This is a genomic window from Pseudomonas sp. GW704-F2, assembly GCF_059423025.1.
Genome location: NZ_JBWKXO010000024.1, coordinates 1 through 20,936 on the forward strand (window position 1 = coordinate 1; position 20,936 = coordinate 20,936).

The 20,936-nt window shown below is 59.2% G+C and carries 22 protein-coding genes and 1 pseudogene; all 23 read right to left on the reverse strand.

The window, feature by feature from the left end; genetic code table 11:
* Positions 1 to 221, reverse strand: a pseudogene (locus tag AC07W0_RS19780) (tail fiber domain-containing protein); the annotation flags it as partial.
* A 1,072-nt stretch (positions 222 to 1,293) separates the two neighbouring features.
* Complete coding sequence (locus AC07W0_RS19785; protein WP_495029337.1) at positions 1,294 to 5,124, reverse strand: TipJ family phage tail tip protein; 3,831 nt, start codon at positions 5,122 to 5,124, stop codon at positions 1,294 to 1,296.
* A 53-nt stretch (positions 5,125 to 5,177) separates the two neighbouring features.
* Positions 5,178 to 5,765, reverse strand: a complete 588-nt coding sequence (locus AC07W0_RS19790; RefSeq protein WP_102617972.1) for a tail assembly protein — start codon at positions 5,763 to 5,765, stop codon at positions 5,178 to 5,180.
* Positions 5,762 to 6,544, reverse strand: a complete 783-nt coding sequence (locus tag AC07W0_RS19795; protein WP_102617973.1) for a C40 family peptidase — start codon at positions 6,542 to 6,544, stop codon at positions 5,762 to 5,764. Before AC07W0_RS19795 ends, AC07W0_RS19790 begins: the two co-directional genes overlap by 4 nt.
* A 2-nt stretch (positions 6,545 to 6,546) precedes the next feature.
* Positions 6,547 to 7,251: a phage minor tail protein L gene (locus AC07W0_RS19800; protein WP_102617974.1), complete on the reverse strand. Its 705-nt coding sequence runs from the start codon at positions 7,249 to 7,251 to the stop codon at positions 6,547 to 6,549.
* 48 nt (positions 7,252 to 7,299) lie between these two features.
* The gene (locus AC07W0_RS19805) at positions 7,300 to 7,650 is read right to left on the reverse strand and encodes a phage tail protein (protein WP_102617975.1); all 351 of its coding nucleotides are present in this window, start codon (positions 7,648 to 7,650) and stop codon (positions 7,300 to 7,302) included.
* The gene (locus AC07W0_RS19810; protein ID WP_102617976.1) at positions 7,650 to 11,078 is read right to left on the reverse strand and encodes a tape measure protein; all 3,429 of its coding nucleotides are present in this window, start codon (positions 11,076 to 11,078) and stop codon (positions 7,650 to 7,652) included. The genes AC07W0_RS19805 and AC07W0_RS19810 overlap by 1 nt, the downstream gene beginning before the upstream one ends.
* Before the next feature lie 532 nt (positions 11,079 to 11,610).
* The gene (locus AC07W0_RS19815) at positions 11,611 to 11,769 is read right to left on the reverse strand and encodes a hypothetical protein (protein ID WP_186354495.1); all 159 of its coding nucleotides are present in this window, start codon (positions 11,767 to 11,769) and stop codon (positions 11,611 to 11,613) included.
* Between the two features lie 110 nt (positions 11,770 to 11,879).
* The gene (locus tag AC07W0_RS19820; protein WP_102617978.1) at positions 11,880 to 12,191 is read right to left on the reverse strand and encodes a hypothetical protein; all 312 of its coding nucleotides are present in this window, start codon (positions 12,189 to 12,191) and stop codon (positions 11,880 to 11,882) included.
* 39 nt (positions 12,192 to 12,230) lie between these two features.
* Positions 12,231 to 12,728: a hypothetical protein gene (locus AC07W0_RS19825; RefSeq protein ID WP_102617979.1), complete on the reverse strand. Its 498-nt coding sequence runs from the start codon at positions 12,726 to 12,728 to the stop codon at positions 12,231 to 12,233.
* A gap of 54 nt (positions 12,729 to 12,782) precedes the next feature.
* The gene (locus AC07W0_RS19830) at positions 12,783 to 13,169 is read right to left on the reverse strand and encodes a DUF3168 domain-containing protein (RefSeq protein WP_102617980.1); all 387 of its coding nucleotides are present in this window, start codon (positions 13,167 to 13,169) and stop codon (positions 12,783 to 12,785) included.
* Positions 13,162 to 13,665, reverse strand: coding sequence for an HK97 gp10 family phage protein (locus AC07W0_RS19835; protein WP_102617981.1), 504 nt, complete (start codon positions 13,663 to 13,665; stop codon positions 13,162 to 13,164). Before AC07W0_RS19835 ends, AC07W0_RS19830 begins: the two co-directional genes overlap by 8 nt.
* 3 nt (positions 13,666 to 13,668) lie before the next feature.
* Positions 13,669 to 13,839 carry a hypothetical protein gene (locus AC07W0_RS19840; RefSeq protein ID WP_173677822.1) on the reverse strand — a complete coding sequence of 57 codons (171 nt, stop codon included), beginning with the start codon at positions 13,837 to 13,839 and terminating at the stop codon, positions 13,669 to 13,671.
* A gap of 9 nt (positions 13,840 to 13,848) precedes the next feature.
* Positions 13,849 to 14,184 (reverse strand): head-tail adaptor protein, encoded by a 336-nt coding sequence (locus AC07W0_RS19845; protein WP_102617982.1) that lies wholly within the window; start codon positions 14,182 to 14,184, stop codon positions 13,849 to 13,851.
* Complete coding sequence (locus AC07W0_RS19850; RefSeq protein WP_102617983.1) at positions 14,181 to 14,498, reverse strand: head-tail connector protein; 318 nt, start codon at positions 14,496 to 14,498, stop codon at positions 14,181 to 14,183. Before AC07W0_RS19850 ends, AC07W0_RS19845 begins: the two co-directional genes overlap by 4 nt.
* Positions 14,491 to 14,904 (reverse strand): HeH/LEM domain-containing protein, encoded by a 414-nt coding sequence (locus AC07W0_RS19855; protein WP_102617984.1) that lies wholly within the window; start codon positions 14,902 to 14,904, stop codon positions 14,491 to 14,493. The genes AC07W0_RS19850 and AC07W0_RS19855 overlap by 8 nt, the downstream gene beginning before the upstream one ends.
* Positions 14,905 to 14,945: 41 nt before the next feature.
* Positions 14,946 to 16,211, reverse strand: a complete 1,266-nt coding sequence (locus tag AC07W0_RS19860; RefSeq protein ID WP_256580837.1) for a phage major capsid protein — start codon at positions 16,209 to 16,211, stop codon at positions 14,946 to 14,948.
* Positions 16,162 to 16,815, reverse strand: coding sequence for an HK97 family phage prohead protease (locus tag AC07W0_RS19865; protein WP_102617986.1), 654 nt, complete (start codon positions 16,813 to 16,815; stop codon positions 16,162 to 16,164). The genes AC07W0_RS19860 and AC07W0_RS19865 overlap by 50 nt, the downstream gene beginning before the upstream one ends.
* Positions 16,793 to 18,004: a phage portal protein gene (locus AC07W0_RS19870; protein ID WP_102617987.1), complete on the reverse strand. Its 1,212-nt coding sequence runs from the start codon at positions 18,002 to 18,004 to the stop codon at positions 16,793 to 16,795. Before AC07W0_RS19870 ends, AC07W0_RS19865 begins: the two co-directional genes overlap by 23 nt.
* On the reverse strand, positions 18,004 to 18,195 hold the full coding sequence (locus tag AC07W0_RS19875; protein WP_102617988.1) for a hypothetical protein: 192 nt from the start codon (positions 18,193 to 18,195) through the stop codon (positions 18,004 to 18,006). The genes AC07W0_RS19870 and AC07W0_RS19875 overlap by 1 nt, the downstream gene beginning before the upstream one ends.
* Positions 18,192 to 19,919 (reverse strand): terminase large subunit, encoded by a 1,728-nt coding sequence (locus tag AC07W0_RS19880; RefSeq protein WP_046485535.1) that lies wholly within the window; start codon positions 19,917 to 19,919, stop codon positions 18,192 to 18,194. The genes AC07W0_RS19875 and AC07W0_RS19880 overlap by 4 nt, the downstream gene beginning before the upstream one ends.
* On the reverse strand, positions 19,919 to 20,404 hold the full coding sequence (locus AC07W0_RS19885) for a phage terminase small subunit P27 family (protein WP_046485537.1): 486 nt from the start codon (positions 20,402 to 20,404) through the stop codon (positions 19,919 to 19,921). The genes AC07W0_RS19880 and AC07W0_RS19885 overlap by 1 nt, the downstream gene beginning before the upstream one ends.
* Before the next feature lie 134 nt (positions 20,405 to 20,538).
* The gene (locus AC07W0_RS19890; protein ID WP_046485540.1) at positions 20,539 to 20,934 is read right to left on the reverse strand and encodes an HNH endonuclease; all 396 of its coding nucleotides are present in this window, start codon (positions 20,932 to 20,934) and stop codon (positions 20,539 to 20,541) included.
* Between the last annotated feature and the right edge of the window lie 2 nt (positions 20,935 to 20,936).

The following is a 20,936-nucleotide window of genomic DNA, read 5'->3' on the forward strand; positions in this document are numbered from 1 at the left end:
GGCGTCAGCGCATACACGCCAGCAGCATTGGTGGCCCCACGATAGTTTGGCGCGATCGACATTGCCGAGTCGCTGGCGATGTTTGTGACCTCATACCACCCGCCATCTGGGCCGAGAAAGGCATCACCTACCCGACTGTTGGCCACGAAGGCAGTGCCGGTTCCGATAACAGCGTTGGAATTTAGCGTTACAGAAACTGTGCCGGCTCTATACCAAGGCATATTTTTCTCCAGACAATAAAAAACCCACTCATGGCGGGATCTTAAAAGTTAAATATAGAACTCTTACTACGTTCCAGGAAGTCTTGCGAACACGGCGCCAGGCGCACCTATGTTAGTCCATGGCGATAGCGCGCTAACTCCAAACACTTGAAGTCTATTTTCTGAATAATTGAACCTTACAGCTGAATCTAGCCAATTCAGGTGGTTTTGCAGTATGCCGCGAGAGAATGGGTTGATCATGAAGTACTCATCAGACTGCAGTGGCGCAACAGATCCATTTGCCCAGTAGTAAGCCTGGGCCGTCCCATTTAAAACTACCATCCCTTGATATGCCCACGAGTTATTGGCCCGCGTAAAAATTACCGGGGCCGCCCCAGAATCAAAGATAAGTACGCCATTTGCATCCCACATCCGCAGCCCGTAATCAGCCTTACTTATCGAGGCAAATACGGCTGCAAACCACTTTCCGGCAGGCCTGAAGTCAATGTTAAGTGACGTGATGGAAAACCCAGTCCACGCTCCAGGACCTCCGTTAATGGTCATGCTCGTGTAAAGCTCATTCGGTCTAGCCGCACTGTTCTGAATGAATACGCACGGCGGCTCCGGCGTGGTTATGGCGGACGGGAACGACACTGACACCGATGAACTACCAGATGCCTGATACGTTCCACTGTACAGCGCACAAAGCCTAGGCTGCTCTGAGTCTATCTGTACATAGCTTCCGTCATTTACAACAGATAGACCGAAAGTCAATTTTTGAACCTCATTACAAGCAGCCTGAACTGTATTGTTGATCCTATCGCGCCAGGCTCATTTGGGTGTTTTGAGCGAACGACAACCGAACCAACACCTACTGACATAAACGGCATGGCGCTATAGCAGTAGTTGTTAGCTGCGGCCTGCGTGGGAAGTATAACGGCCGTACATGTTGCCGGGTCGAACCCGGCAATACTTGCAGTCACTATGGCACCCATCGTTAGCGTGTATAGGGCGTTATGCAGAACCTGATACGTGAAACTATCAGTATCCATTTGAAGATTACCTGAAGCATCCCACGTCCTTACCCCATGGCTCATACCGATAGATCTCCAAGTTGTACGCGCTTAACGTTGTTGGCGTCATATACCTTAATCGCTCTGTTGGTCATCGTCAGACGCCCACCGCCAGGTGCTGGCCCGTTGAATTCCAGGTTTCCCGCTTTGTCCAGGCGCCACCCCTGTACGCCGGCGACATAATTGTCGGACTGCAGGGCCTGCCCGATCTTCAACATCGTGATCGTGCCGTCCTCAATGAAGGCAGAGTTCATAAACACCTGCCCGCCACTCACCACAAACGGCGTAGTGATAGCCCCGCCAGCCAGCGTGTTAACAACAGCGAACCGATCAGCGCTCACCAGGAACTGGCTTTGCAGAAGGCCGTCAGCGTTCTGCTCGATACCGAGCCCGATGCCGGCCGCTACATACTGGCCGTTCTGGTTCACCTGCATCTTCACCGCCCACATGGTGGACAGCTTGCCGTCGGTGTCTGCCTGGGCCTTGGCTGTGATCTGGATCGCAGCCTTGTTCTTCCATTCGCTGAGAGCACTCGCAAGGTCACCCTCGTCCGTCCCATCGCGCCCGCCGCCGGCTATGGCTTCGAGCGTGGTGGAATGCGAGGCGATCGCCGTGTTCGTGTCGACTAGCGACTGGCTGACGGTTTGCACTGCCGCCGAGTTGTCATCGACTTCGCCTTTCAGTTGATCAATGCGCTCCGCTGTTACCACCTGATCGGTGGCCACTACCCGTTCAAGCGTAGTAATACTGGCTCTGTTCTGGCCAATCGCTGCGTCAAGCGCGGTGGTGCGCTCCACCATGGCCTGATTATCGGAGGCCTGCACCTTGACCTGCTGGGCGAATTTCGCAGCCGCATCCCAGTTTTGCAGCGCGCCCGATAGGTCACCCTCCCCATCATCCTCGCGCCAGCTTGCCTGGAGCGATTGCAGGGCCGAAGCCTGAGCCGTGACCTTACCGTCCACGGTTTCGATTGACGCCTTGTTCTGCTGGATCTGGAGCGCCATGGCCTGGGTTGTTTCGGCAATGGTGCCCATGTTGAACCAGAACTCTGCGGCGGGCGGCGGGGTTTCCACCGGAACCGCTTTGATCGCCTGGTACAGGTACTGGCCCTGTCGAACGATCTGCCCGACGGTGTATGGCTTGGCCGGATCGTAGGCCAGGGCGTCCGTTACCTGGTCAATCAGGTCTTCCAGTTCCTGCTTCGCCTGCTCCAACCTGTCATTGACCGAGCCAGGGCCGGAGCCAGAGATCAGGTCGATCTGGTCCATGATCTCCTTCGCAAGCTCGGTATCGCCAATCTGACCGGCGATCAGATCAAGGATCGGACCAGCCTGCGAGCTGGCCTGCCCAATCACGCCATTCACAACCGGGTAGAACGGCCCGATGTTGCCTGTGCGATCCACCAGGCGCGCCCAGAAAAACAACGTGGCGCCCGCCAGCAGTTGCTGCATGCGGTAATCGGCCTGCGGATAGGCCAGGTCGGCTAGCTTGGTAGCTACCGTAAGATCATTCGCAGGGCCGTACCACAGCTCGGTACGCTGGGTGTCTTCGGCGCCAGCAGGAAAGCCCCACTTGATGCCGATGCCGAACAGTTCGCTGGTGGTGGTTAGGAACGCCACCGCCGGCGGCAGGCCGACCTTCCCTTCCAGGTTGGTCAGTGCCGACGTGGTCGGGATCGAGGACACATTGAGCGCGCTCACCGCCCGCACCCTGGCCATGTATTGGCCGGAGTAAATACCGCGCACATCGACCATCTGATCGGCGGTGCGCGGCACAGTGACCCATTCGCGCGCCCCCCACTTCCATTCAACGTCGTAAGCCACAGCGTTCGGTGCCGCGTCCCACGCGATGGACATGACGGTGACCGCAATACCCTGCTCGATGACAACGTGCTGGCTGAGCATCACCCGGGCCGGAGCGTCCTGACTGCCCGCGGGAATGCCGGTGATTGGCCGAGGGTCTACCACGGCCCCGTTGTCGATTGCTTCAAACTTGCTCGGGTCGTGCTGAATAACTTCAAACTGGAACTGGTGCCACTCCGGCCGCGTGACGTTGCGGACGTAGAACTGCATCAGCTTCAGGTCTTCGTAGTCCAATATCCAGCCACACTCGGCCTGGGGCTGCTCGCTGAAATCGGCCATCACGGTGACGTCGCGCCCAGCAACCGACTTCACCACCCGCCCTTCGGACTTGCCGCTGGGCAGGTTGACCATCAGGCGCGCGCCGACCGGCACCACGGTATCGCGATCGAGCGTAACCACACGTCCGGCGGCCGCAGCGATCCGGCCGCCGTTGTTCCGTCCAACCAGCATCGGGTCGGCCACGGCGATCACCTGACCAGGCTTTGGAATATCACCGTCGAGCCCGACCCGAAACACACCGCCCTGGGTCTGCAGCTTTTCGGTCAGCGCCGCCCACTGCCCGGCGCGCTGCGCCTGACCCAGGGATGTGCAGGCGATGGCGTCGATGGTGGTGTCGCGCACGATTCCGCCAAGCTCGACCATGGCCTCATCATCAAACACCGGCTCCTTGTCGGTTTCAAAACCCTGGTCCGGATTATCCCAGGACACCATGTAGAGCGTGTGCCGATCGCGCGCGCGGGTGCCTTCGTACTTGATAGCGCCATTGTTCAGGATCTGCGTCTGGTTGTACGTGTACACCGGATCGCCTGGCATATCGGCATTGACCACGATCTGGCTGCCGTCCCAGTAGGCCAGGCCATGGAATATTGACGCCAGGTCCTGAAGCACGGCGTAGGCTTCGGCCTGCTTCTGGAAATAGAGGTTGCAGGTGAAGCGCGGCTCCATGCCCCCCTTCCCATCCGGCACCATCTGGTCGCAGTACTGCGCGATGCGATAGAGCGACCAGCGATCAACCATTGTCGCGTCGATCCGGTCGCCGAGCCCGTAGTACGGGTGCAGCACCAGGTCGTAGAAGATCCAAGCCGGGTTGTTGGTGTAGGCCTCCTTGAAGGTGCCGTCCCAAATACCGTTGCTTGTGCCGGTGCCCGACGTTGCGTAGGTGCGGGTTGTCGCGTCGTAGTTGCTGGGCACACGAATAATGCGACCACGCATGAGGACGGCGATCTTGGCGATATCGCCGCCGAAAGTCTGGGCGTCGTACTCAAGACAGCTGACGGCGGTGAGCGGGTATTCCTGATCGCTGTCGACCACCTCGGCAATTGCCTTGACGATCATCTGATCGACGACCAGGTCGGAGTTTGCATTTGGGGTCAGGCGACGGACGCGAATAGTCCAGCGGTTTCCGGCGGGCAACTCCAGGCGGTGCGCTCGCTCGTACTCCGTGATGTTCTTGCGATCTACGGCCGATACCAGCACTTCAACGTAGGGGCCGTTATCGGTGGATATGTCCACGGCATAATCGATACGCACTCCATTGATATTGCCGGCGGCGTCCTGACTGCGAAGCGTTGGCCAACTCAGGCGGATGCGCGCGGCATCGCTCATCGAGTTGGTGATGGTGTACAGCCATGGCGTTCCGTGGATCAACTCCTTCTTGACGTCGATCTCGTTACTGGATTCCTGTATTCCCTCCAGGCGCTCCTGATTCAGCTCGCCAGAACGGAACTGCCACTTCACACTGGGATAGTTGATCGTGCCGTCAGCGGCCTTCACGGGTGTTCCGTTGAGCTTGACTGAGCGCAAGTCGTCGACCGGACCAACAATAGGACCCCAGCTCCACAGGTAGGTGATTCGCGCGGTGGAGATCGACGGCACGCTATTGGAGGCGATACTCGGCTGCTTCTGCTTGGCCTGTCCGCCCTTTCCGCCAATTACGGCCCGGCGCTTACGAGGTGCTGCGCGGCGCGCCTTCTTTGCTACTGCGCTCATGCGCCCTCCAGAATGCAAAAACCCGCCGAAGCGGGTTGGTTGTGGTAACTGAATCAGATGTTGTCTTGGGTGTAGATCCCGCCAGACTCGACCGCGCCGCCGATCTCGCGCTCGCCGTAAAGCAGTGGGTATGGGTTGCCCTGGGCAATAGTCGTAACCGCCCCGCCGAAGCCGTAGCTCGGGTTGTTGCCGTCATCGTTCTGGCCATCGGCAGTGGCCTTGGTGGTGGGCGACAGCATTTGAACAACGCCGCCCAGGCCGACAGCGGCGCCGGCGGCGAGAAGGCCCATCCCCAGAGTTGAGGTGGTGCCGCCAGTAAATAGGCCGGCCACGATCAGCACCACGCCGAGCAGCGTCTGAAACATGCCCGCCTGTTTGCTGCCCTGGATAATCGGCTGAATGCGGATTTCGCCCTCACCTCGGCCCACAAGGTCAAGCTCCTGCTCGCCCAGATTGCGCTCATCGACGAACACGGCGAACACAAGGCCGCGCTCTTCGGCGGTGCGCAGGTACTTCTCGAAGCCCGGCTTCATCATGCACAGCGCCGCCATGGCATCACGGAAGCTGTGAACGTCCAGGGTGTACTGCTTGCCAAACTTCTTGCCCAGCACGCCGCCGAGCTTGATGGTACGCATGGTCATGGGCGGTAGTCCTTGTGTCGGAGGATCAATTTCACGCGGTTCGCCATCGACCAACCGTAGATTTCACGGACAGCCAGGCGGCCAGGCATGTGGTGGTAAATGAACGGGCCGGAGCCACCAAGTTTCGGCGCCGATTCGCTGATCAGCGACGGTTCATCGCCAAGGTAAATCACTGCGTGATTCGGGAAATAGCACTCCCGGCCTGGCGTGGGGATCTGCAACACCAGCATGTCGCCGCGGCGCGCCTCGTTGACCTGGTAGAAACCAGTCGCCGCGAAGTTGTCCTCGTAGAGGCTTGGGCCATCCTTATCCTCCCACCACAGGTCGGAGCGTTCGAAGTTTGGCAACTCCAGGCCCGCCTCGCGCGCGTACCAGTCGCGGCAGGCCGCCCAACAGTCAAGCAGCCCATGAGAGAAGTCCCGACCCAGCAGCGGCGCCTGGAAGCCCGAAGGCTTGAACCACTCGAAGTCACCGCCGGGCCAGCCGACAATGCCCCAGGGCAATTCGTGCAACTCGCAACTGACACGGTCGGCCATGCTCGGCGCCGGCGCCTTGTCCGGGTGGCTATGGATGATCGCCAGAACCTCGCCCCGATCTTCCGCTCGGGCCATGTCCTTATGGTCGATCTGGAAATGTTCGCGCGGCGTGGTGGCCAAGTTTACGCAAGGCACGTACTCACGGCCGGCGGCGGACTTGATGACCACCCCGCAAGCCTCGGCCGGATAGTTCCGCTCGGCGTGCGCGCGGATCTCATCCTGTAATTTTTGGTTGATTCGCATGGCTACCTCGAACTTGCAATAAGGCTTGCGCCCATGGACCCACCGAAGCGCCGCGTGTTGCCGCGAAGTTTGCAGCTGCTCCACCAACCGCCGCAGCGATCGAGGGCGGGGTTATCCGTGGGCTGGTTCTTTTTGTCGAACATCGCGGTGCCGGTGTAGGCGCAGGCCTCTTGGCGGTAGCCACCCCGGCAGGCCCAGCGGCAGAGCTTGGTGATCTGCTGGGAGGGCAGCATCTGCCCTTCCATATCCGTGGGGCTGGACAGCGAGAACGTGACCGAGATGCTGGGCAGCGCCTCAGTCTTCTGCTCGATAAACCAGAGGTTCGTTTTCGATTGGTCGCTGGCTTCCGGGTTGCCGTCGGGGAAGTTGGCCGCGTCCAGGAAGTGGCGGAACGTCTCGATCACCTTGACCCGGGCGCCGGCCAGGTCGCGGAACTGAAAACACAGAGCAGTAATCGCGCCGCGCACGCCGCCGAGCTCGTCATCCACCTGCAGCGTTGGTGTGGCCGGGCGCCCATCACCGCGGATGTCGAAGCCCTTGGCCTCGATCTGGAGCGGCGAGTAGAGCTGCCCCTGCCAGATGATGTCGCCCTCATGGGCATGGCCGTGGAACCGCCAGAGCATGCCGCCCAGGCGCGTAGCGTCCAACTCGTAAAGCCTGATCTGGTTGCCCGGCTCGAGCTTTTGAATATCGGCGTTGTAATTCATGGGGCCTCAGAAACAAGAAACCCCGCACTTGGCGGGGTCTGGTGAGGGTTAAGGTCGTGGGTTGAACACCTGCTTAACGGTGAAGGTGACAGTGTAGATTTCCTCGCCGAGCGCTTTTTTCTTGTACCCGTTGGTCCGGTACCAGCCTTCCGGCTCACCTGGCGGGGCAAAGCGGAAAGCCTTGTAGCCTTCATGCCGATCCAAGAAGGCGATCAGCTCGGGAAGCTCCTCTCCCGGCAGATCCTCACCGGTATGCACCAAGTTCCAGACTTGGCTTTTGGTATTGATGCCAATTCCCCCAGCCTGGACCAGCCCGTCGCCAAACTCATTTTCCCAAGTGCGCTGGCTGACATCACCATCGGCGCCGACCTCAACATCAAAAGTAAATGTCTCAGCCATCAACGCCTCCACAGCCGGCCACCCTGGCCCATTTCACGATCAAGAAATTTACCGAACTGCGTCTCCAGCCCGGCCGACATCGCCTGTCCCTGGCGTGCTGCATCCTGGTCTGTCATGCCGGGCTGGGCCTGCACGGTGATTGGTGCGTTGAAGACAATCTGTGTGGGTCCACTCGGTGCCAACTGGGTGCCGGCGCCAACCATTGCCGCGCGCCCATCGCCACCTGACTCCAGGCTACCAACACCTATCTGGGCTTGGGGCTGCGAACCGCTCAGGCCGTTGTCGATCCTCGACAGCATTGCATCCAGCTTCGCGCTGGTTTGAGCGGTGGTAACCCGCTCGCCCTTTTGCAGAAACCAACTGCCATCTTCAGGAACCGAATCGATACCGTCGTGCGCCATACCCGCTAGCGCGGTCATACCCACCGCCGATGCCAGGGGGCCGGTGACGGTCAGCGCCGCGGCCATTGCCGCCGGCGCGGCTGCTGGCCCAATGATCGGAATTGCCGCAGTCGAGGCGTAAGCGTTCAGGCCAGCCTGCAAGGACATCGCCTGAGCATTGGTACCCAAAGTGGTGGCGGCGCCAGCCTGAGTTGTTTTGCCCACCAGCAACTGCACGCCCTGGTAGATCAGCCACTGCGCCGCCATATCACCCAAAGCCTTGAGCATCGACTTGGCGAAGTTTCCGACCATGTCGCCCAGGGCGTCATCGGCATCCTCCGCTCCGCTGGCCACGTCCGAGAAGAAAGTGCCAAGCCCACCGGTTGCCTCGCTCAATGCGGTATTGGTGATGTCCGTTGCCTGGGCTGAATAGTCCCGCGCCGCGTCTGCGTAATTGGCCCAAGCCTCGTTGACGCCATTCATCCAGTTGGCTTGCTGCTCATCCGTCGCAGCGTAGAAATTCTCCTGCGCCAGCAGACGCTTGTTCAGCTCATCCTGCAGGACCTGGGTCTCATTGGCATAAAGCTCCGGCGTGATCTGCCCGGTGTTGCGCTGCTCGTTGAGGCTAGCAACGTCAGCCGCATACTTCTGCCGCATAGCCAGATCAGCGCGCATCCTGTCCCGGGCCTTGTCGCCCATACCGACGCCAGCCAATTCCTGGTCGAAGCCGTCCTTCGTAGTTTGGGTAGTCAGCGCTTGGGCATTCTTGAACGCCGTGAGCTTCAGGTCGTCCTCATTGGCCTTCTTCAGCTTGTTCAGCGCATCCAGCTCGGCAGCCATGCCCTGGAGCTTTTTCTTTTGCGCCTCGCTCAGCTTTCCGAGCTTGCCCTCCTGGAGTTCGAAGGACAGCTTCATCACCTCCGTGGCTTCGTTCTGCTTGTTGCCGGTGGTGTTGATCAGCTCGATCTGGCGCTTGTAGCCCTCCTCCGCGGTGTCGAAGGACTTGAGCTGTTGCTTGGCAGCAGAGTTCGATTCGGTGGTGTTCTTCCTCAAGGCCTTGGCGGCGGCATCATCCTTGGCTTTCTGTGCATCCTTAGCGGCTGCCGCCGAGCGAATCGCAACGACCATGTCATTGGTCAGGTCAGTGTTCTCCGCAATGAAGCGGTTAGCTGCCTCGAGGCTAGTTTTGTCTTGGGCGGCGCCGAGCTGCTTCTGAAGCTGCTCCAAGTACTTCTGTCCAACCTGCGCGGCAGCGGCCTTCGCGGCATTGTTCTCGCCCTGAGCGCGGGTGTTCGAATCGGTTTCGCCGGTGAGCAGCGCTAGAGTTTCTCGCTGCTTGTCGAGAACATCTGTCAATCCGGAGACTTTGATTTGTCCGTTTTCAATGGCCTGGGCCATCTCTTCGGTAACACCTGGGATCAGGCGAAGTTGGTCAGCGAGCGCCTTCCAGTCTACCGCCTGCCCTTTTGAAGCATCCGCAACAGCCTTATTCATCAGGTCCATTGCCGACTGCAACTCTGTCGACAGCGGCGCGATGCCAGCCATGAAGCCGGAAGATCCAGCCAGACCAGCATTAGTCATACTGCTTTGGAACTCAAAGGCGATTGTGCCAGCGGCACCAGACAGCTCCTCCTGAGTGTCTGCGATTGAAGCCCTGAGCTCTCTCAGGGTTACGGACTGAGTCGCACGATTTAGCTTATTGAATTTCTCCGCGAGCTTATCCAGCGGGTCACTGAGGTCGCCAAGCTTCTCTTCGAGAACGCTGGTGTTATCGTGCAACGTTAGGAAAGCGGTAGCTGCGCCGATCGCCAAGGCAGCGACACCCACGGGGCCGCCAAGCATTCCGACCAGACCAACCCCTGCACGACTAACGCCAACCTGAGCAGCCGCAACAGCATTCGTGGCGCGTGTCTCGACCAGCCGGGCCTCAGCAAGCTGGAGCGACATCTGGGTTTGAACTGCCGTTCCTCGCGCGGCTATCGCTTCTTTCTCGGCCAGAAAGACTGATGTCTGGGCCTTCTGCTGCTCAGCTTGAGCGACCAGTAACACGGCCGTGGCCTGAGCCTTCCTTGCGGCAACATCCTTGAAGGCCGAATAGGTAGCAGTAGCTGCCGATGTCGCCGCAAGAGCGCCGTATCGCGCAAGCGCTGCAGAAGCGGCAATGATCGAAACATTAGCGATAGTCTCGAAATCATCCCCGACCAAGCTGATGGCCTTGCCAAGCGTACCGGTGAAATCTGTGGCTTCGTTCAGGCGCCCAACATAGACGCTGAATGAATTGGACAGGTTTTGCACTGCATCCCTTACCGCGATGCTCATCGCATCCGCCAACTCGCCGTTCGCCTTCGATGCCTTCTGAAGTCCAGAAGTAAGGATATCGAGGCCGAGCTTTCCCTGCGCACCCAGGCTGCGGATCTCTTCAGCGCTTTTTCCGGTGGACTTTGCAAGGGTGTCAACGATCGTTGGCATAGCCGCGAGAATCGATTGCCATCCGTCTGCCTCGACCTTACCGGTCTGAAGCGCCTTCGAATACGCATCGATGGCCGAACTGGCTTTATCAGCGGAGGCAGAGTTTGTCACCAGCAGGAAGCTGAAACTGTCCATTACATCCAGCGCCTGGCTGGTGTTGTAACCCATGGACTTCAGGCTGTCAGAGGTACGGATGTAGAGCTCTTGAGCTTCGGCCAATGGGCGATATGTGCGTTTAGCAGTGTCGAGGAGGCGCTGTTGCACCAAGTCGTATTCGCCAACACTAACCGTTGCCATGCCGATGCGGTCAGACATCTGGCCGTATGAGTCGGCCGTCTCAATTATTTTACCAATGCCGGCGGCGCCAATAGCCGCACCGAGGGCGCTCTTTATCAGTCCGGATGCATGCTGAGCACGCTCACCCGTGCGATCAAAGGCGGCATCAATACGCCCCAGGCTCTTATCAATCTTCCCGGATATCTGGCCGACACTGGAATCGGCGCGCGCCATCTCTTGACGCAACTGGGCCGTGGTCGCCTCGATGCGGACGAGCATCCCCTGTACGTCGGTGTCAGCCATGCATTTTCTCCAGGCGAAAAAAAACCCGCCAAGCGGGTCTCTTTTTTAGTAACTCGTCGGGGTTAATCGGAACCCCGAATGGTTTGTGTAGATGCGCCTTTTGGCGACCTGACCAGCAGCGACAACAACTTCTGACTCCAGCAGACCCGCCCCTCCACAAGGAGCCGCTGCGGCTATTCCAAGGACGTGTGACCCAGCCTTAATGCCGAATGCAGCGGTTTCGCCCGAACCAAACTCCGCAGCGAAGGTTCCATCTATGTAGAGCTTATAATTGCAGGCCGCCCCCAAAATTCCTGTATCTCTCGTAACAACAAGCGTTGACTCCTGCTTGCTGGTGAAAGCGTGCAAACGGCTCGAAGGAACCTTCGATGCCTCGCCGGATGGAATTGGAGACGTGGAGCACCCCGAAACAGCTAACAACGCCAACGCCACTGCAATGTATTTCATGTCGGTCCCTCGCTCAGATGTGGCGGAACTTTATCACTACCAAGCTTAAAAGCGCATGAGACTCCTGCACGCGATGCTTCGCACGCTATCTCGCCTGCTTGCCCGTGAGAGCCTGGCGCAGCTTATCCGCCACAGTCGACGGCGAAGGCTTGTCGGCCTTGGTCTTCGTCTTGCCGGCGCCAAAAGGATTGGTCATCTGCGCCCATTCAATCTTGGCATCCATGGCCAGGAACAGTTCGGGCATCGGCGTGGACCAGGCCAGGTCAGGCGGCCAGCCCAGCCAGCCGGTGGCCACCGCGTAGAGCCGGTCGACGTAGCTGCCGTTCTCGACAGCACTTACGCCGCCGCCGGCTTTTACTTTCCCGCATCAGGGCCCTTTGGGTTGTACAGCGCGACCAGGTAGGCGTTGAGCTGCACGGACACATCCAGTACTCCAGCCTGCCAAACCTGCTCAGCGACAGCCTCGGCGGCCTTTCCTTTCAAGCCCGCGCCGCCAGCGATGATCACAGCGCAACCGTCGATACTCAGCGCATTGATGGCCTGTGATGCCCCACGCAGACCACCGAAGTGCGCCTCGATGGCGCGCACGGCGCCGAGCGTCGGCATGAGGGTATAGACCTCGTCGCCGAGCTTGATCTCGACGGTACCGTGAAGAGTCTTGCTCATGTGTCGAACCCTTGAGGAGCGGGGCCGAAGCCCCGATGGTTATGCCGCGGCAGCCGGGAGAATTTCCAGGATGTCGGAGTTGATGCCGATCGTGACGTTGCGGCGGACCACGTTGTCAGCAGCGCCGGCGGCGACGGTGTTGTTCATCACCTTGCCACGCAGGTAGAAGGTGGTCGGAAGAATCGCCGTGGCGGCATCAGGGTCGCCATCGTTCAGCGTGATCTTGATGTTGTAGTCGCCCTTGCTGCGATCCTTGTGAGCGATCTTCAGCTTGGCCTGGCCCACGTCGCCGTTATCCAGGCCGACGGCCAGGGTCAGGTCGCCGGCATCAGCAGTGCCCTTGTACTTGCGCACGCGGCCATCGCGCAGCGAAGTGAAGGTCACCGAACTGAAGGTGTCGCCGAACTCGCCCAGGTCTTCCACTTCGCCGATCTCGACGTAGGTGTCTGCCTTGTAGAGCGCTTCGGTATCCGCGCCGTTCTTGCTGCCGATGCTGATCCGGCAGCCGGCGGCTGTATTGAGGTTGTCGTCGGCCATGGGGGTTCCTCCAAAGGCACATTGGATAAAGCCGCGGGGCGGCCGGTGTTGGGTTTAGTGGGTGGTGATAATGCGGACCGTGATCGATCCCTGATACGTGACGCCGTCAGCATCGCGCTGGGCGTCGGCTTGCTCAACACGGACAGATACAGCGCGCCCGACGGTCAACGGCAGGCGGCGCTCATCCAGAGCGGCCACAACTTCACCGGTTATCCGTTTCACCTCGGCCTGGCCGTGGGCATCCGACCATACGGACAGGTAAACCAGACGCTGTTCGCGCTTCCTGCCCGCGATGGGCGAGGCGTTGGTGGATATTTCCCGGTCAATCGAGACGTATGGCATGGGCGAATCCATGGGGGCGCCGTCGTAGACAGGGCATGACACCTCGGCCTCCAGCCTGGCGAACAGCGCCTCCTGCAACGCAACAGACGGATCAGCCATTGGAAAGCCCCTTACTCGCCTTGCTCAGCGTTCGACCGATCGCAGCCCGAATGTTGGCCACGACATACTCCCGGTTCACGTCCTTCGAAGGACGAAGCCAGGGGTGCGCCGGGCGGGCCGGAATGTCTGGATACTTGCCAAAGAAGTTGGTGCCGTCAGCCTTGTTCGTGGGGCGGCGCGTGCGGCCCCCGGCGCGCTTGTTTCCGGTGTAGCCCTTGGTACCGTATTCGATGAAGCGCAGGTAGAAGAACCGTTGCTTGTTCTTCTTCCCGCGGATACCGATCTGTGCGTCGAGGCCGCTTTGCGAAACGAAAATCGTAAGCGCAGCAGCGGCGGCACCAGTGTCTTTCGGGATCAAATCCTTCATCGTCGAAAAAATCCGCTCAGCGCTGTCGCGCATTACCGGGGCCAGTTCGTTATCCATGGATTGGTGGATGGTGCGAAGCGTCCGGCGCAGCTTGAAGTCTCCGGACATGCGCGAGCGGCGGGCGGCCATGGCCTACTCCTTGGCCTTGGCTGCCTTTTCAGACGCAGGCGCTGTATCGGGCACTGGCCGTACCAGTTCACGCAACACAAGGTCGGCGCCGAGCCTGGCATCCACCGTAAACTCTTCACCCTTCTCCCGGTCGCCAGTGGCGCCGGACAGGGTGCCCAGGGCAATAACTTTCATGATTCACCTCTAAGGGTTGGGGACGTTTGAACACAGCAGCCGAAGCATGTCGCGCTCGTTGTTAGGCAGTGGAGCCTCGATCAGGTAGGTTGCGATGGCGCGACCTCCAACCATTTCGACGAGTCGATTTCCCGCGACAACATCCTTGCGCGGACGGACTCGGATTTCAGCGGTGACCACGGCCTTCAATTGCTCAGCCACAGGCGAAACCCGCCCAGTTGGCAGAACGATCTCAGCCCAAAGCTTGCCGATATCGAGCCAGGCTGTATCGAAGCCACCTGATTTGTTCTTGGTCAGAACCGGCTTGTACATCGTGCAGCGGTGACGCATTGGGCCGGCTCTCATACATTCACCCAGCGGTGAGGCTTCCAGAGCGCATTGGTTGCCATTGGTAACTCAGCAGTGATTGTTCCGATAACCACCGTCTCGCGACTGCTGTACCAATGACCTATCAACAGCAGCGCCCCCTGCTTAATCGCCTTTGTCATCAGGAGCGCATTGCCGACGGGGTCTGGCAAAGCCGTCTCTGGATCGACAAGCGTGCGATTGGTCCAGGTCTCAAACGCGCTGAGGGCTGCGTCCGTGTAGCCCTGTATCAGCGAGTCCTCATCGTCATGGTCGACCCGTAAGTGAGCCTTGACGATGGGGAGATCAATCACCCTTTGGCACCAGCGCCTGAAGGGCTTCCTTATTTGCGGACGGATCGAATTCGATCCCTTTGCCGGTGAGCCAGGCCTTCAGGTCGGGAACCTTCATCTTGAGCGGGTCGGTTTCTTTCTGCGCATCGATAGCCGCGTCGATTTCTTCCTGCGAGCTGCGCGATGCGTAACCCTCGGGTGGGTAATTCACCGCTAGGTAGCCGCCTGCTAAAAACTCAGCAATGGTCGGCCCATCCAGCTTCAGACCATTGGAGTCCAGTTGATTGGGATAGGACGCCACGCCCAGGTGCTCGACCGCTACCAGCGCGCAACGCTCCGAGACATCCTGCTCGCCGGCAGGAACCTCAACTACATGGTTGCCATCCGCAGAGAATGGGAACGGTTTTTTCACAATAATGATCGGCATAAATCCTCCGGCAGTCTGGGCGCCCGTAGGCGCCCGCCCATTCAGGCAGCGGCGCTCAGGGTGAGAATCTTCACGGCCTGAGAGTCGACCAGCATGCCGCCGACGCGCTTGGTGGTGTAGAAGCCAACAAAAGGCTTGTTGGTGTAGGGGTCGCGCAGGACGCGGGTGCCGATACGGTCGACAACGGTGTAAGCACGCTTGAAGTCGCCAAATGCAATGGCATTGGCATCGGCGGCGACATCCGGCATGTCTTCGTTTTCGGTGATGCCGTAGCCCAGAAGGACCGACGGAGCGCCCGCTTCCAGGCCTGGACGCCAGAGGTAGTTACCCTCGCTGTCCTTCAGCTTGCGGACATAAGCAACAGTCAGGTTGCCCATCATCCAGGTGCCGTTGGCACGGTAGCCCGCCTTGAGGGTGTGAATCAGGTTTATCAAACTGTCGCCAGTGATCGCCCCGGCGGCGCCAGAGACGAGCTTTTGCAGGACGCCGAAAGCACGCTCGTCGTCGTCCTTCAAATCCAAGCCGTAAGCCAACAGGCCTTTTGGCTTGTTGACGCCATCACCCTTCAGGAAAGCATTACCTTCCTTCTCGGCGAAGTCGCGGGCAACTTCTCCATTCAGCCAACCCTCAGCATCGAAAAAGATGTCGTCAAGGCTGGTCTGAGTGGCTTGTGGGTTGGCGTACAGCTCGCCCATAAAGGCAGAGATGTTACCCAACTTCGGGGTATTGGTTGCCGGGCGTGGATCGGTTTCACCAACCCAGCCAGCACCGTTACCACCCAGGTTCACCAAACGCTTGTAGTCCGGGCTGCCAACAGTGATTTGGTTGCATACCTGGCGCATTGGCGAGGTATCGCGCAGCAGTTCGATGATGCTGCGATCCAGCTCTTCAGGAACAGCAAAGCCGCCATCGGCATCAACGCCTACCTGCAAGGCCTTGGCCTGCAGTTCGCCCAGACCGGTCTCGATGCCCTTGCGCACGAACTGCATGAATGCGGTCTTGTGCTCACTGGCGGCCTTGGTGCCGGTACCGTCTGGGCGCTTGAGGGCCAATAGTTCTTTTTCCAGATTGCTTTTCAGCTCATCCAGCTCACTCAACTTCTCGTTGAGGGTGTCAACCTGGCCGGACAGCTTGCCCTTTTCGGCTTCCAGGCCGTCGATGCGCTTGTCGTTCTTTTCCTTGAACTCGTCGAACTTCTTGCCCAGAGCTTCAGCGACTTGTTCCACGTCTTTCAATTCAACAGCCATGAGAGGCTCCTTACATTCGGTCAATAAGTTTTTTAAAAGGTTGCAGCGTTTCGCCGGCATCCGCCTCTCGCGGTGAAACTGCGCCGTAGCCCTTGGCCATAAAGGCCTTGGCCTGGGAGCCAGAAAACCCAACCTCTCGAAGGGCTCGCTCCACTTTGCTGGGCGGCGGTGTTTCGCCGCGGGCCAGCAGAGATTTCACATCAGTGATCCGGGCCTCGTCGTTGGCCGGGAAGGTGACCGGGGATACTTCCCACAGGTCGATTGCCTTCAGTACCCAGACGCCCTTTTCCTTGTCGTATTCGTAATCATCAAGCATGTAGCCGATGGACAAGCCGGTCAGGCTTCCAGCCTTCATGTGCCCGTGGGCACGCTTGGCCAGCGGATCGTCATCAATCAGCAGGCGCCCCTTGACGAGCAGCCCGGTGTCGTCTTCGCGCATCTCGGTGTAGATGCCGATCGGCTCGCTCATCTGGTGTTGCCAGAGCATGGCCGGCAGGCGGCCCTTCTCTTTCCACTTGGCCAGGCTGGCCGCGAATGCCCCGCGAATCACCACGTCGCCGTAGCTGTCTTCGACGCCAAACACGGAGCCATAGCCTTCGAACTCGCCGTTGTCACTGACCGACTTAAGGGTCAGCGGCACGTCAAGACGCTGTTTTGTCTGCATTGTCGGCAGCCTCTGGATTGGTAGTCATGTTCATTGGGGTGAGGTAAATGTCACCACCCTCGCGGGGGTTTTCGTCTTCAAGTTCGCGGCAGTCGTTGGGGCTCAAAATCCCCCACTGGATGCCCTTGCCGTAGGATTCGTACCGACCTTTAAGGTCGCCGCGCATCAGGGCACCGGCGTTGAACTTGGCGTAATGGGTAAGTCGGTCTTTCTCGTTGAGCAGACCGACTTGGATGCGGTGCTCGATGCGAGTCATGATCGGAACCAGCGAGTAGTTCACGAAGCTCATGCCCATGTGCTCAATGTTGTTGAGCGTCATCTTCTCCATGCTGGCAACCAGGTGCGGCGGCACACGGAACAAGCCGCAGATCTGCGCTTCTGTCAGCTTTTTGGATTCAATGAACTGGGTATCCTGGGCGTTAAGGCTGATCGGCTTCCAATCCAGCCCCATCTCCAGGATCATTGGCTTATAGGCGTTGGCCACACCCATGTGCTCGCCCTGAAAGTCCGCCTTGAGCCGCGCAAACGCTTCGTCGGTGAGCTGCTGTTCAGTGCGCAAAACACCGCTGGTAACGGCGCCATTCGTGAAGAGCTTGGCGGCGTGAGCATCCATTGCCTGGCCCAGGCCCAGCGCTTGGCGCGCATAGGCGATTGGGTTTAACCCGTTGAGCCCGTCAAGCGTAAATAGCCGCACATGCCACAGCTCATCCTGGGTCAGCGTCCGTGTCCCCGACTTAAAGTTGACGGTGTATTCAACCGTCCAGTCGTCTTTGAGTTTTGGCGTAACGATGTCAGGGCTGAGCGGCAATAGTTCAACCACGTTCCCCAGCGCCATCACCTTGTAGGCGTAGAAGTTGCCACGAAGGCACAGGCACGCCACCAACATCTCCCAGAACTCCTGGGCGGTCATGTAGCTATTCGGCGCCATAGTAATGAGTGGGTAGAGCCGGTGTGTCGTTGCGGGCAATCGAACTCGACCGGTCTGCTTAAGTAGCCGACATGGCAGCATCCCCATCGACTCGGCCAACACCCGAACGCAGTTGAATACGACCAGTTGCTGCATGGCGCTGGTAGTTGTTACTCGCTGACCGGCATTGCTTTCGTAGCCTGCACCCAGCGCCTGAGCCAGCTTCTCTGGCGTATCAATGACCTGAGCTACGCTCTTCCTTCCAAGCATCGCGCGAAGCATCAGCGGCCCCCTCGAACAATAGAGGCCACTGACAAGGTGATTAACAGCGCACCACAGACAGTCAACGCCAGTGGCTCACCCATCCAGGACCAAAGACCACGGGTCAGCAATGCCAAACCAAGGACGCCGACGAGATCGGGGGCAGCCTCTTTCAGCGCCTCCAACTTTGGCGGCTTGATTTCGTCGGTCATAGGGTTCGAATTCCGTGCTTTGAGATGTGGTCAGAGAGAGTGTCTTCGGGGTGAAGGTTTGCCAGGACACGCCCGATCGCCATGATCAGAGCTACGGCGCCGTCGATTTTGTTGTCGTCGCCTTGCTTGATTGGACGGACAATGTCGTCGTTCCCCGGCATGTTCTTGCCGATCACGTTGGCGATACACCAGGTCATAATCGGGTTGCCGTCATGGTGAAAACGGCCCGCCTCAATGGCGGCCTCCAACTCCTTCATGGGGTCGGACATGTTGGTGTAGTTCTGAGTGATCGTGATCGGCTCAAAACCCTGGTCATCAAGGTCGTGACTCAGGCCTGTGGCGCCGTGCGGGTCAATCGGGCATTGACGCACCGGGGCGTGATGATTTGCCTCTTTGGTGTCCTCAAGGATCTCGCGGTAGTCGACCTCAGCGCCGTCGGTCACCTCCAAATGCTTGGTGTGAATCCAAGCCTGGAAGCGCTCCGCCATGCGCTTGTTATCGGTGTTGAACGCTGTGTCGTAAGGAACCCAGAACTTCGGCGCGATGCTGTAGTAGTGATTCTTCCCATCGATGACGCGCCAGAACAGTCTCGCCCTCGAGTTCATGTCGAGCTTTCGCGCCAAGTCGAAACCTGCAATCCACTCCTGCCCCTCGAACTGCTCCAGGGTCAGCGACGTGTCTTCGCAAGCCTTCCAGCTTTCCATGTTGTAGAAGCCGGACTTGGCGCTCACCCAGAGGTTGAGGTGCTTCGTTTTGAAGGTGTTGGCGAAGCGCGCCGAGCGAATGGCCCTGGCCTGCTGACTCTCCAGATACTCCTGAAACACTGAAACACCGTGGTTCGGGTTGGCCTTGGCCAGCATCTTCGGGTCGGTCCAGTCGTCCCCTTCGTCCAGCGTCCATATCCAGCCGAACAACTCTTCGTCCGGCACGGTGCCGGCCAGCATCTCAACGACCTGGCGGCGCTTGTCGTAACACGGCCCCTCGATGTCCGCACCCGCGGTGGTAATGATGAACATCAGCGGCTGACGCCGGGCGCCCATCCCCGTGAGCATGGTGTCGTACTGGGCCGACGTTGGGTGTTCGTGGTATTCGTCAACGATGGCGCAGCTGGGCGAAGCGCCGTCGCCGGGATTGCCGATCAGTGGCTCGAACCGGCTGAAGTCAGACGGAATATTCATGTTCGAGGCATTCACCTCAATGCCGGCGGCCTGAATCAGCATCGGTGACTTGCTGACCATGAGCTTCGCGGGCCGGAAAACCTCCCACGCTTGCTTCTCTGTGGTCGCACCGGCGTATACCTCGGCACCAAATTCGCCATCGGCAACGAACATGCTGATGCCAACACCGCCGGCGACAACAGATTTTCCGTTCTTCCTGGGCACTTCCCAGTAGCTTTCACGGAACCGGCGGTGACCGCCCTTCTTCTTGACCCAGCCAAATGTCACAGCCAGGCCGAACAACTGCCATGGCTCCAGCGTGATCAGTTGACGCTTGAACGCCCACTCGCCCTTGGTGTGCGGGAGCAACTGCATCAGCTTGAGCTTTTTCTCTGCCTTCGCCGGATCGAACTTGAAACGGAAACCGCGCTTGCGGCTGGCGGCCAGGTCGTCGAAGTGACGCTGCACTGCCTGGTGGATATAACGGCACGCAGGGACCTTACCGCGGAGCAACGACCGACCCCACGCCATTGCCTTGTCGACATTGGGGTGGGCAGATTTGGTCATCAGGTTCTCAGCAGGTTGGCAAATTCGTTGGTTTCTTTCTCCTTGTTGCCGCCGATCAGTCGTGTGCGGCTGGCAGGGTCCAGGCCCAGCATCGAACCGAACGTCACCATCTGGCGCATCGTTTCGTTAGCGGCTGTAAGGGCGGGGTTCTTCATAGGCCCACCGGTAGCGCCGGCAACAACGATTCCGTTCTTCTGGATCGATTCCTGCGCGAGTCGCCAGTTGTCGTAGGCGCTACAGAATGCCTCGACGTTATGCAGGTCCGTGATCGCCACCACGTTCTCGCGCAGCAACTCCGGAACAATCATGTTCCACATGGTGGCTGCCCGAGGACTGAACCAATCCGGCGGGTCGATCTGGGTGATCTTTGAAAACTGAGGTTCGGCTGTATTCAGCGCGCGCTTGCCAGGGTTTCCGGCGAGTAATTTTTTGGCCGTTGGCTTGGGTTTGCGACCACGGCCGGCGACCGTGGCGGTGCCTCCCATCGCGCAACTCCTGAATTTTTAATTTCGCGGGTGTAAGAAAAAGGCCAAGGGGACGGTCTAGCTCACGAAAAGCCGGGACTTTTCACCCTCCCCCCCCGTATTGAGATTCAACCTCATTACGGTGCTCGAATCGGTCAATTCGCACGATTTCTCGATGGATTGCCCCAGCCGCCGTCCTCGGACGCCGTCTTCCTGCTGTGGCAGGGATGGCACAGGGCTTGCCAGTTCGAACTGTCCCAGAACACGGCCTTGTCACCCTTGTGAGGAACGACGTGATCAAGGTCAGTGGCCGCGACCACCAAGCCCTGACGCTCGCACTCAGCACAGAGAGGATGCTTGGTCAGGTACGCCTTGCGAGCCTGCTGCCACTTGTAGCTGTACCCACGCTGGGCGCTGGTCTCACGCTGCTGCTCACGGCGCTTGGCCTCGGCGCTCTTTCCGATGTCCTTGTGGGCATCGCAGTAGCGCGGGTTTCGGGTCAGCACGTTGCAGCCCTGAGCGTTGCAAGGTTTCTTTGGCCTGAGCGGCATGA

What these genes read in the sequence shown, in the direction of transcription:
- AC07W0_RS19880 (WP_046485535.1), bottom strand. Translation starts at nt 19,919, where the DNA reads ATGACCAAATCTGCCCACCCCAATGTCGACAAGGCAATGGCGTGGGGT.
- AC07W0_RS19840 (WP_173677822.1), bottom strand. Translation starts at nt 13,839, where the DNA reads ATGAAAGTTATTGCCCTGGGCACCCTGTCCGGCGCCACTGGCGACCGG.
- AC07W0_RS19855 (WP_102617984.1), bottom strand. Translation starts at nt 14,904, where the DNA reads ATGCCGATCATTATTGTGAAAAAACCGTTCCCATTCTCTGCGGATGGC.
- AC07W0_RS19815 (WP_186354495.1), bottom strand. Translation starts at nt 11,769, where the DNA reads ATGCCCGAACTGTTCCTGGCCATGGATGCCAAGATTGAATGGGCGCAG.
- AC07W0_RS19810 (WP_102617976.1), bottom strand. Translation starts at nt 11,078, where the DNA reads ATGGCTGACACCGACGTACAGGGGATGCTCGTCCGCATCGAGGCGACC.
- AC07W0_RS19820 (WP_102617978.1), bottom strand. Translation starts at nt 12,191, where the DNA reads ATGAGCAAGACTCTTCACGGTACCGTCGAGATCAAGCTCGGCGACGAG.
- AC07W0_RS19785 (WP_495029337.1), bottom strand. Translation starts at nt 5,124, where the DNA reads ATGAGCGCAGTAGCAAAGAAGGCGCGCCGCGCAGCACCTCGTAAGCGC.
- AC07W0_RS19825 (WP_102617979.1), bottom strand. Translation starts at nt 12,728, where the DNA reads ATGGCCGACGACAACCTCAATACAGCCGCCGGCTGCCGGATCAGCATC.
- AC07W0_RS19790 (WP_102617972.1), bottom strand. Translation starts at nt 5,765, where the DNA reads ATGACCATGCGTACCATCAAGCTCGGCGGCGTGCTGGGCAAGAAGTTT.
- AC07W0_RS19835 (WP_102617981.1), bottom strand. Translation starts at nt 13,665, where the DNA reads ATGGCCGCCCGCCGCTCGCGCATGTCCGGAGACTTCAAGCTGCGCCGG.
- AC07W0_RS19845 (WP_102617982.1), bottom strand. Translation starts at nt 14,184, where the DNA reads ATGAGAGCCGGCCCAATGCGTCACCGCTGCACGATGTACAAGCCGGTT.
- AC07W0_RS19860 (WP_256580837.1), bottom strand. Translation starts at nt 16,211, where the DNA reads ATGCCGGCGAAACGCTGCAACCTTTTAAAAAACTTATTGACCGAATGT.
- AC07W0_RS19795 (WP_102617973.1), bottom strand. Translation starts at nt 6,544, where the DNA reads ATGCGAATCAACCAAAAATTACAGGATGAGATCCGCGCGCACGCCGAG.
- AC07W0_RS19830 (WP_102617980.1), bottom strand. Translation starts at nt 13,169, where the DNA reads ATGGCTGATCCGTCTGTTGCGTTGCAGGAGGCGCTGTTCGCCAGGCTG.
- AC07W0_RS19805 (WP_102617975.1), bottom strand. Translation starts at nt 7,650, where the DNA reads ATGGCTGAGACATTTACTTTTGATGTTGAGGTCGGCGCCGATGGTGAT.
- AC07W0_RS19885 (WP_046485537.1), bottom strand. Translation starts at nt 20,404, where the DNA reads ATGGGAGGCACCGCCACGGTCGCCGGCCGTGGTCGCAAACCCAAGCCA.
- AC07W0_RS19890 (WP_046485540.1), bottom strand. Translation starts at nt 20,934, where the DNA reads ATGCCGCTCAGGCCAAAGAAACCTTGCAACGCTCAGGGCTGCAACGTG.
- AC07W0_RS19800 (WP_102617974.1), bottom strand. Translation starts at nt 7,251, where the DNA reads ATGAATTACAACGCCGATATTCAAAAGCTCGAGCCGGGCAACCAGATC.
- AC07W0_RS19865 (WP_102617986.1), bottom strand. Translation starts at nt 16,815, where the DNA reads ATGCAGACAAAACAGCGTCTTGACGTGCCGCTGACCCTTAAGTCGGTC.
- AC07W0_RS19875 (WP_102617988.1), bottom strand. Translation starts at nt 18,195, where the DNA reads ATGACCGACGAAATCAAGCCGCCAAAGTTGGAGGCGCTGAAAGAGGCT.
- AC07W0_RS19870 (WP_102617987.1), bottom strand. Translation starts at nt 18,004, where the DNA reads ATGCTTCGCGCGATGCTTGGAAGGAAGAGCGTAGCTCAGGTCATTGAT.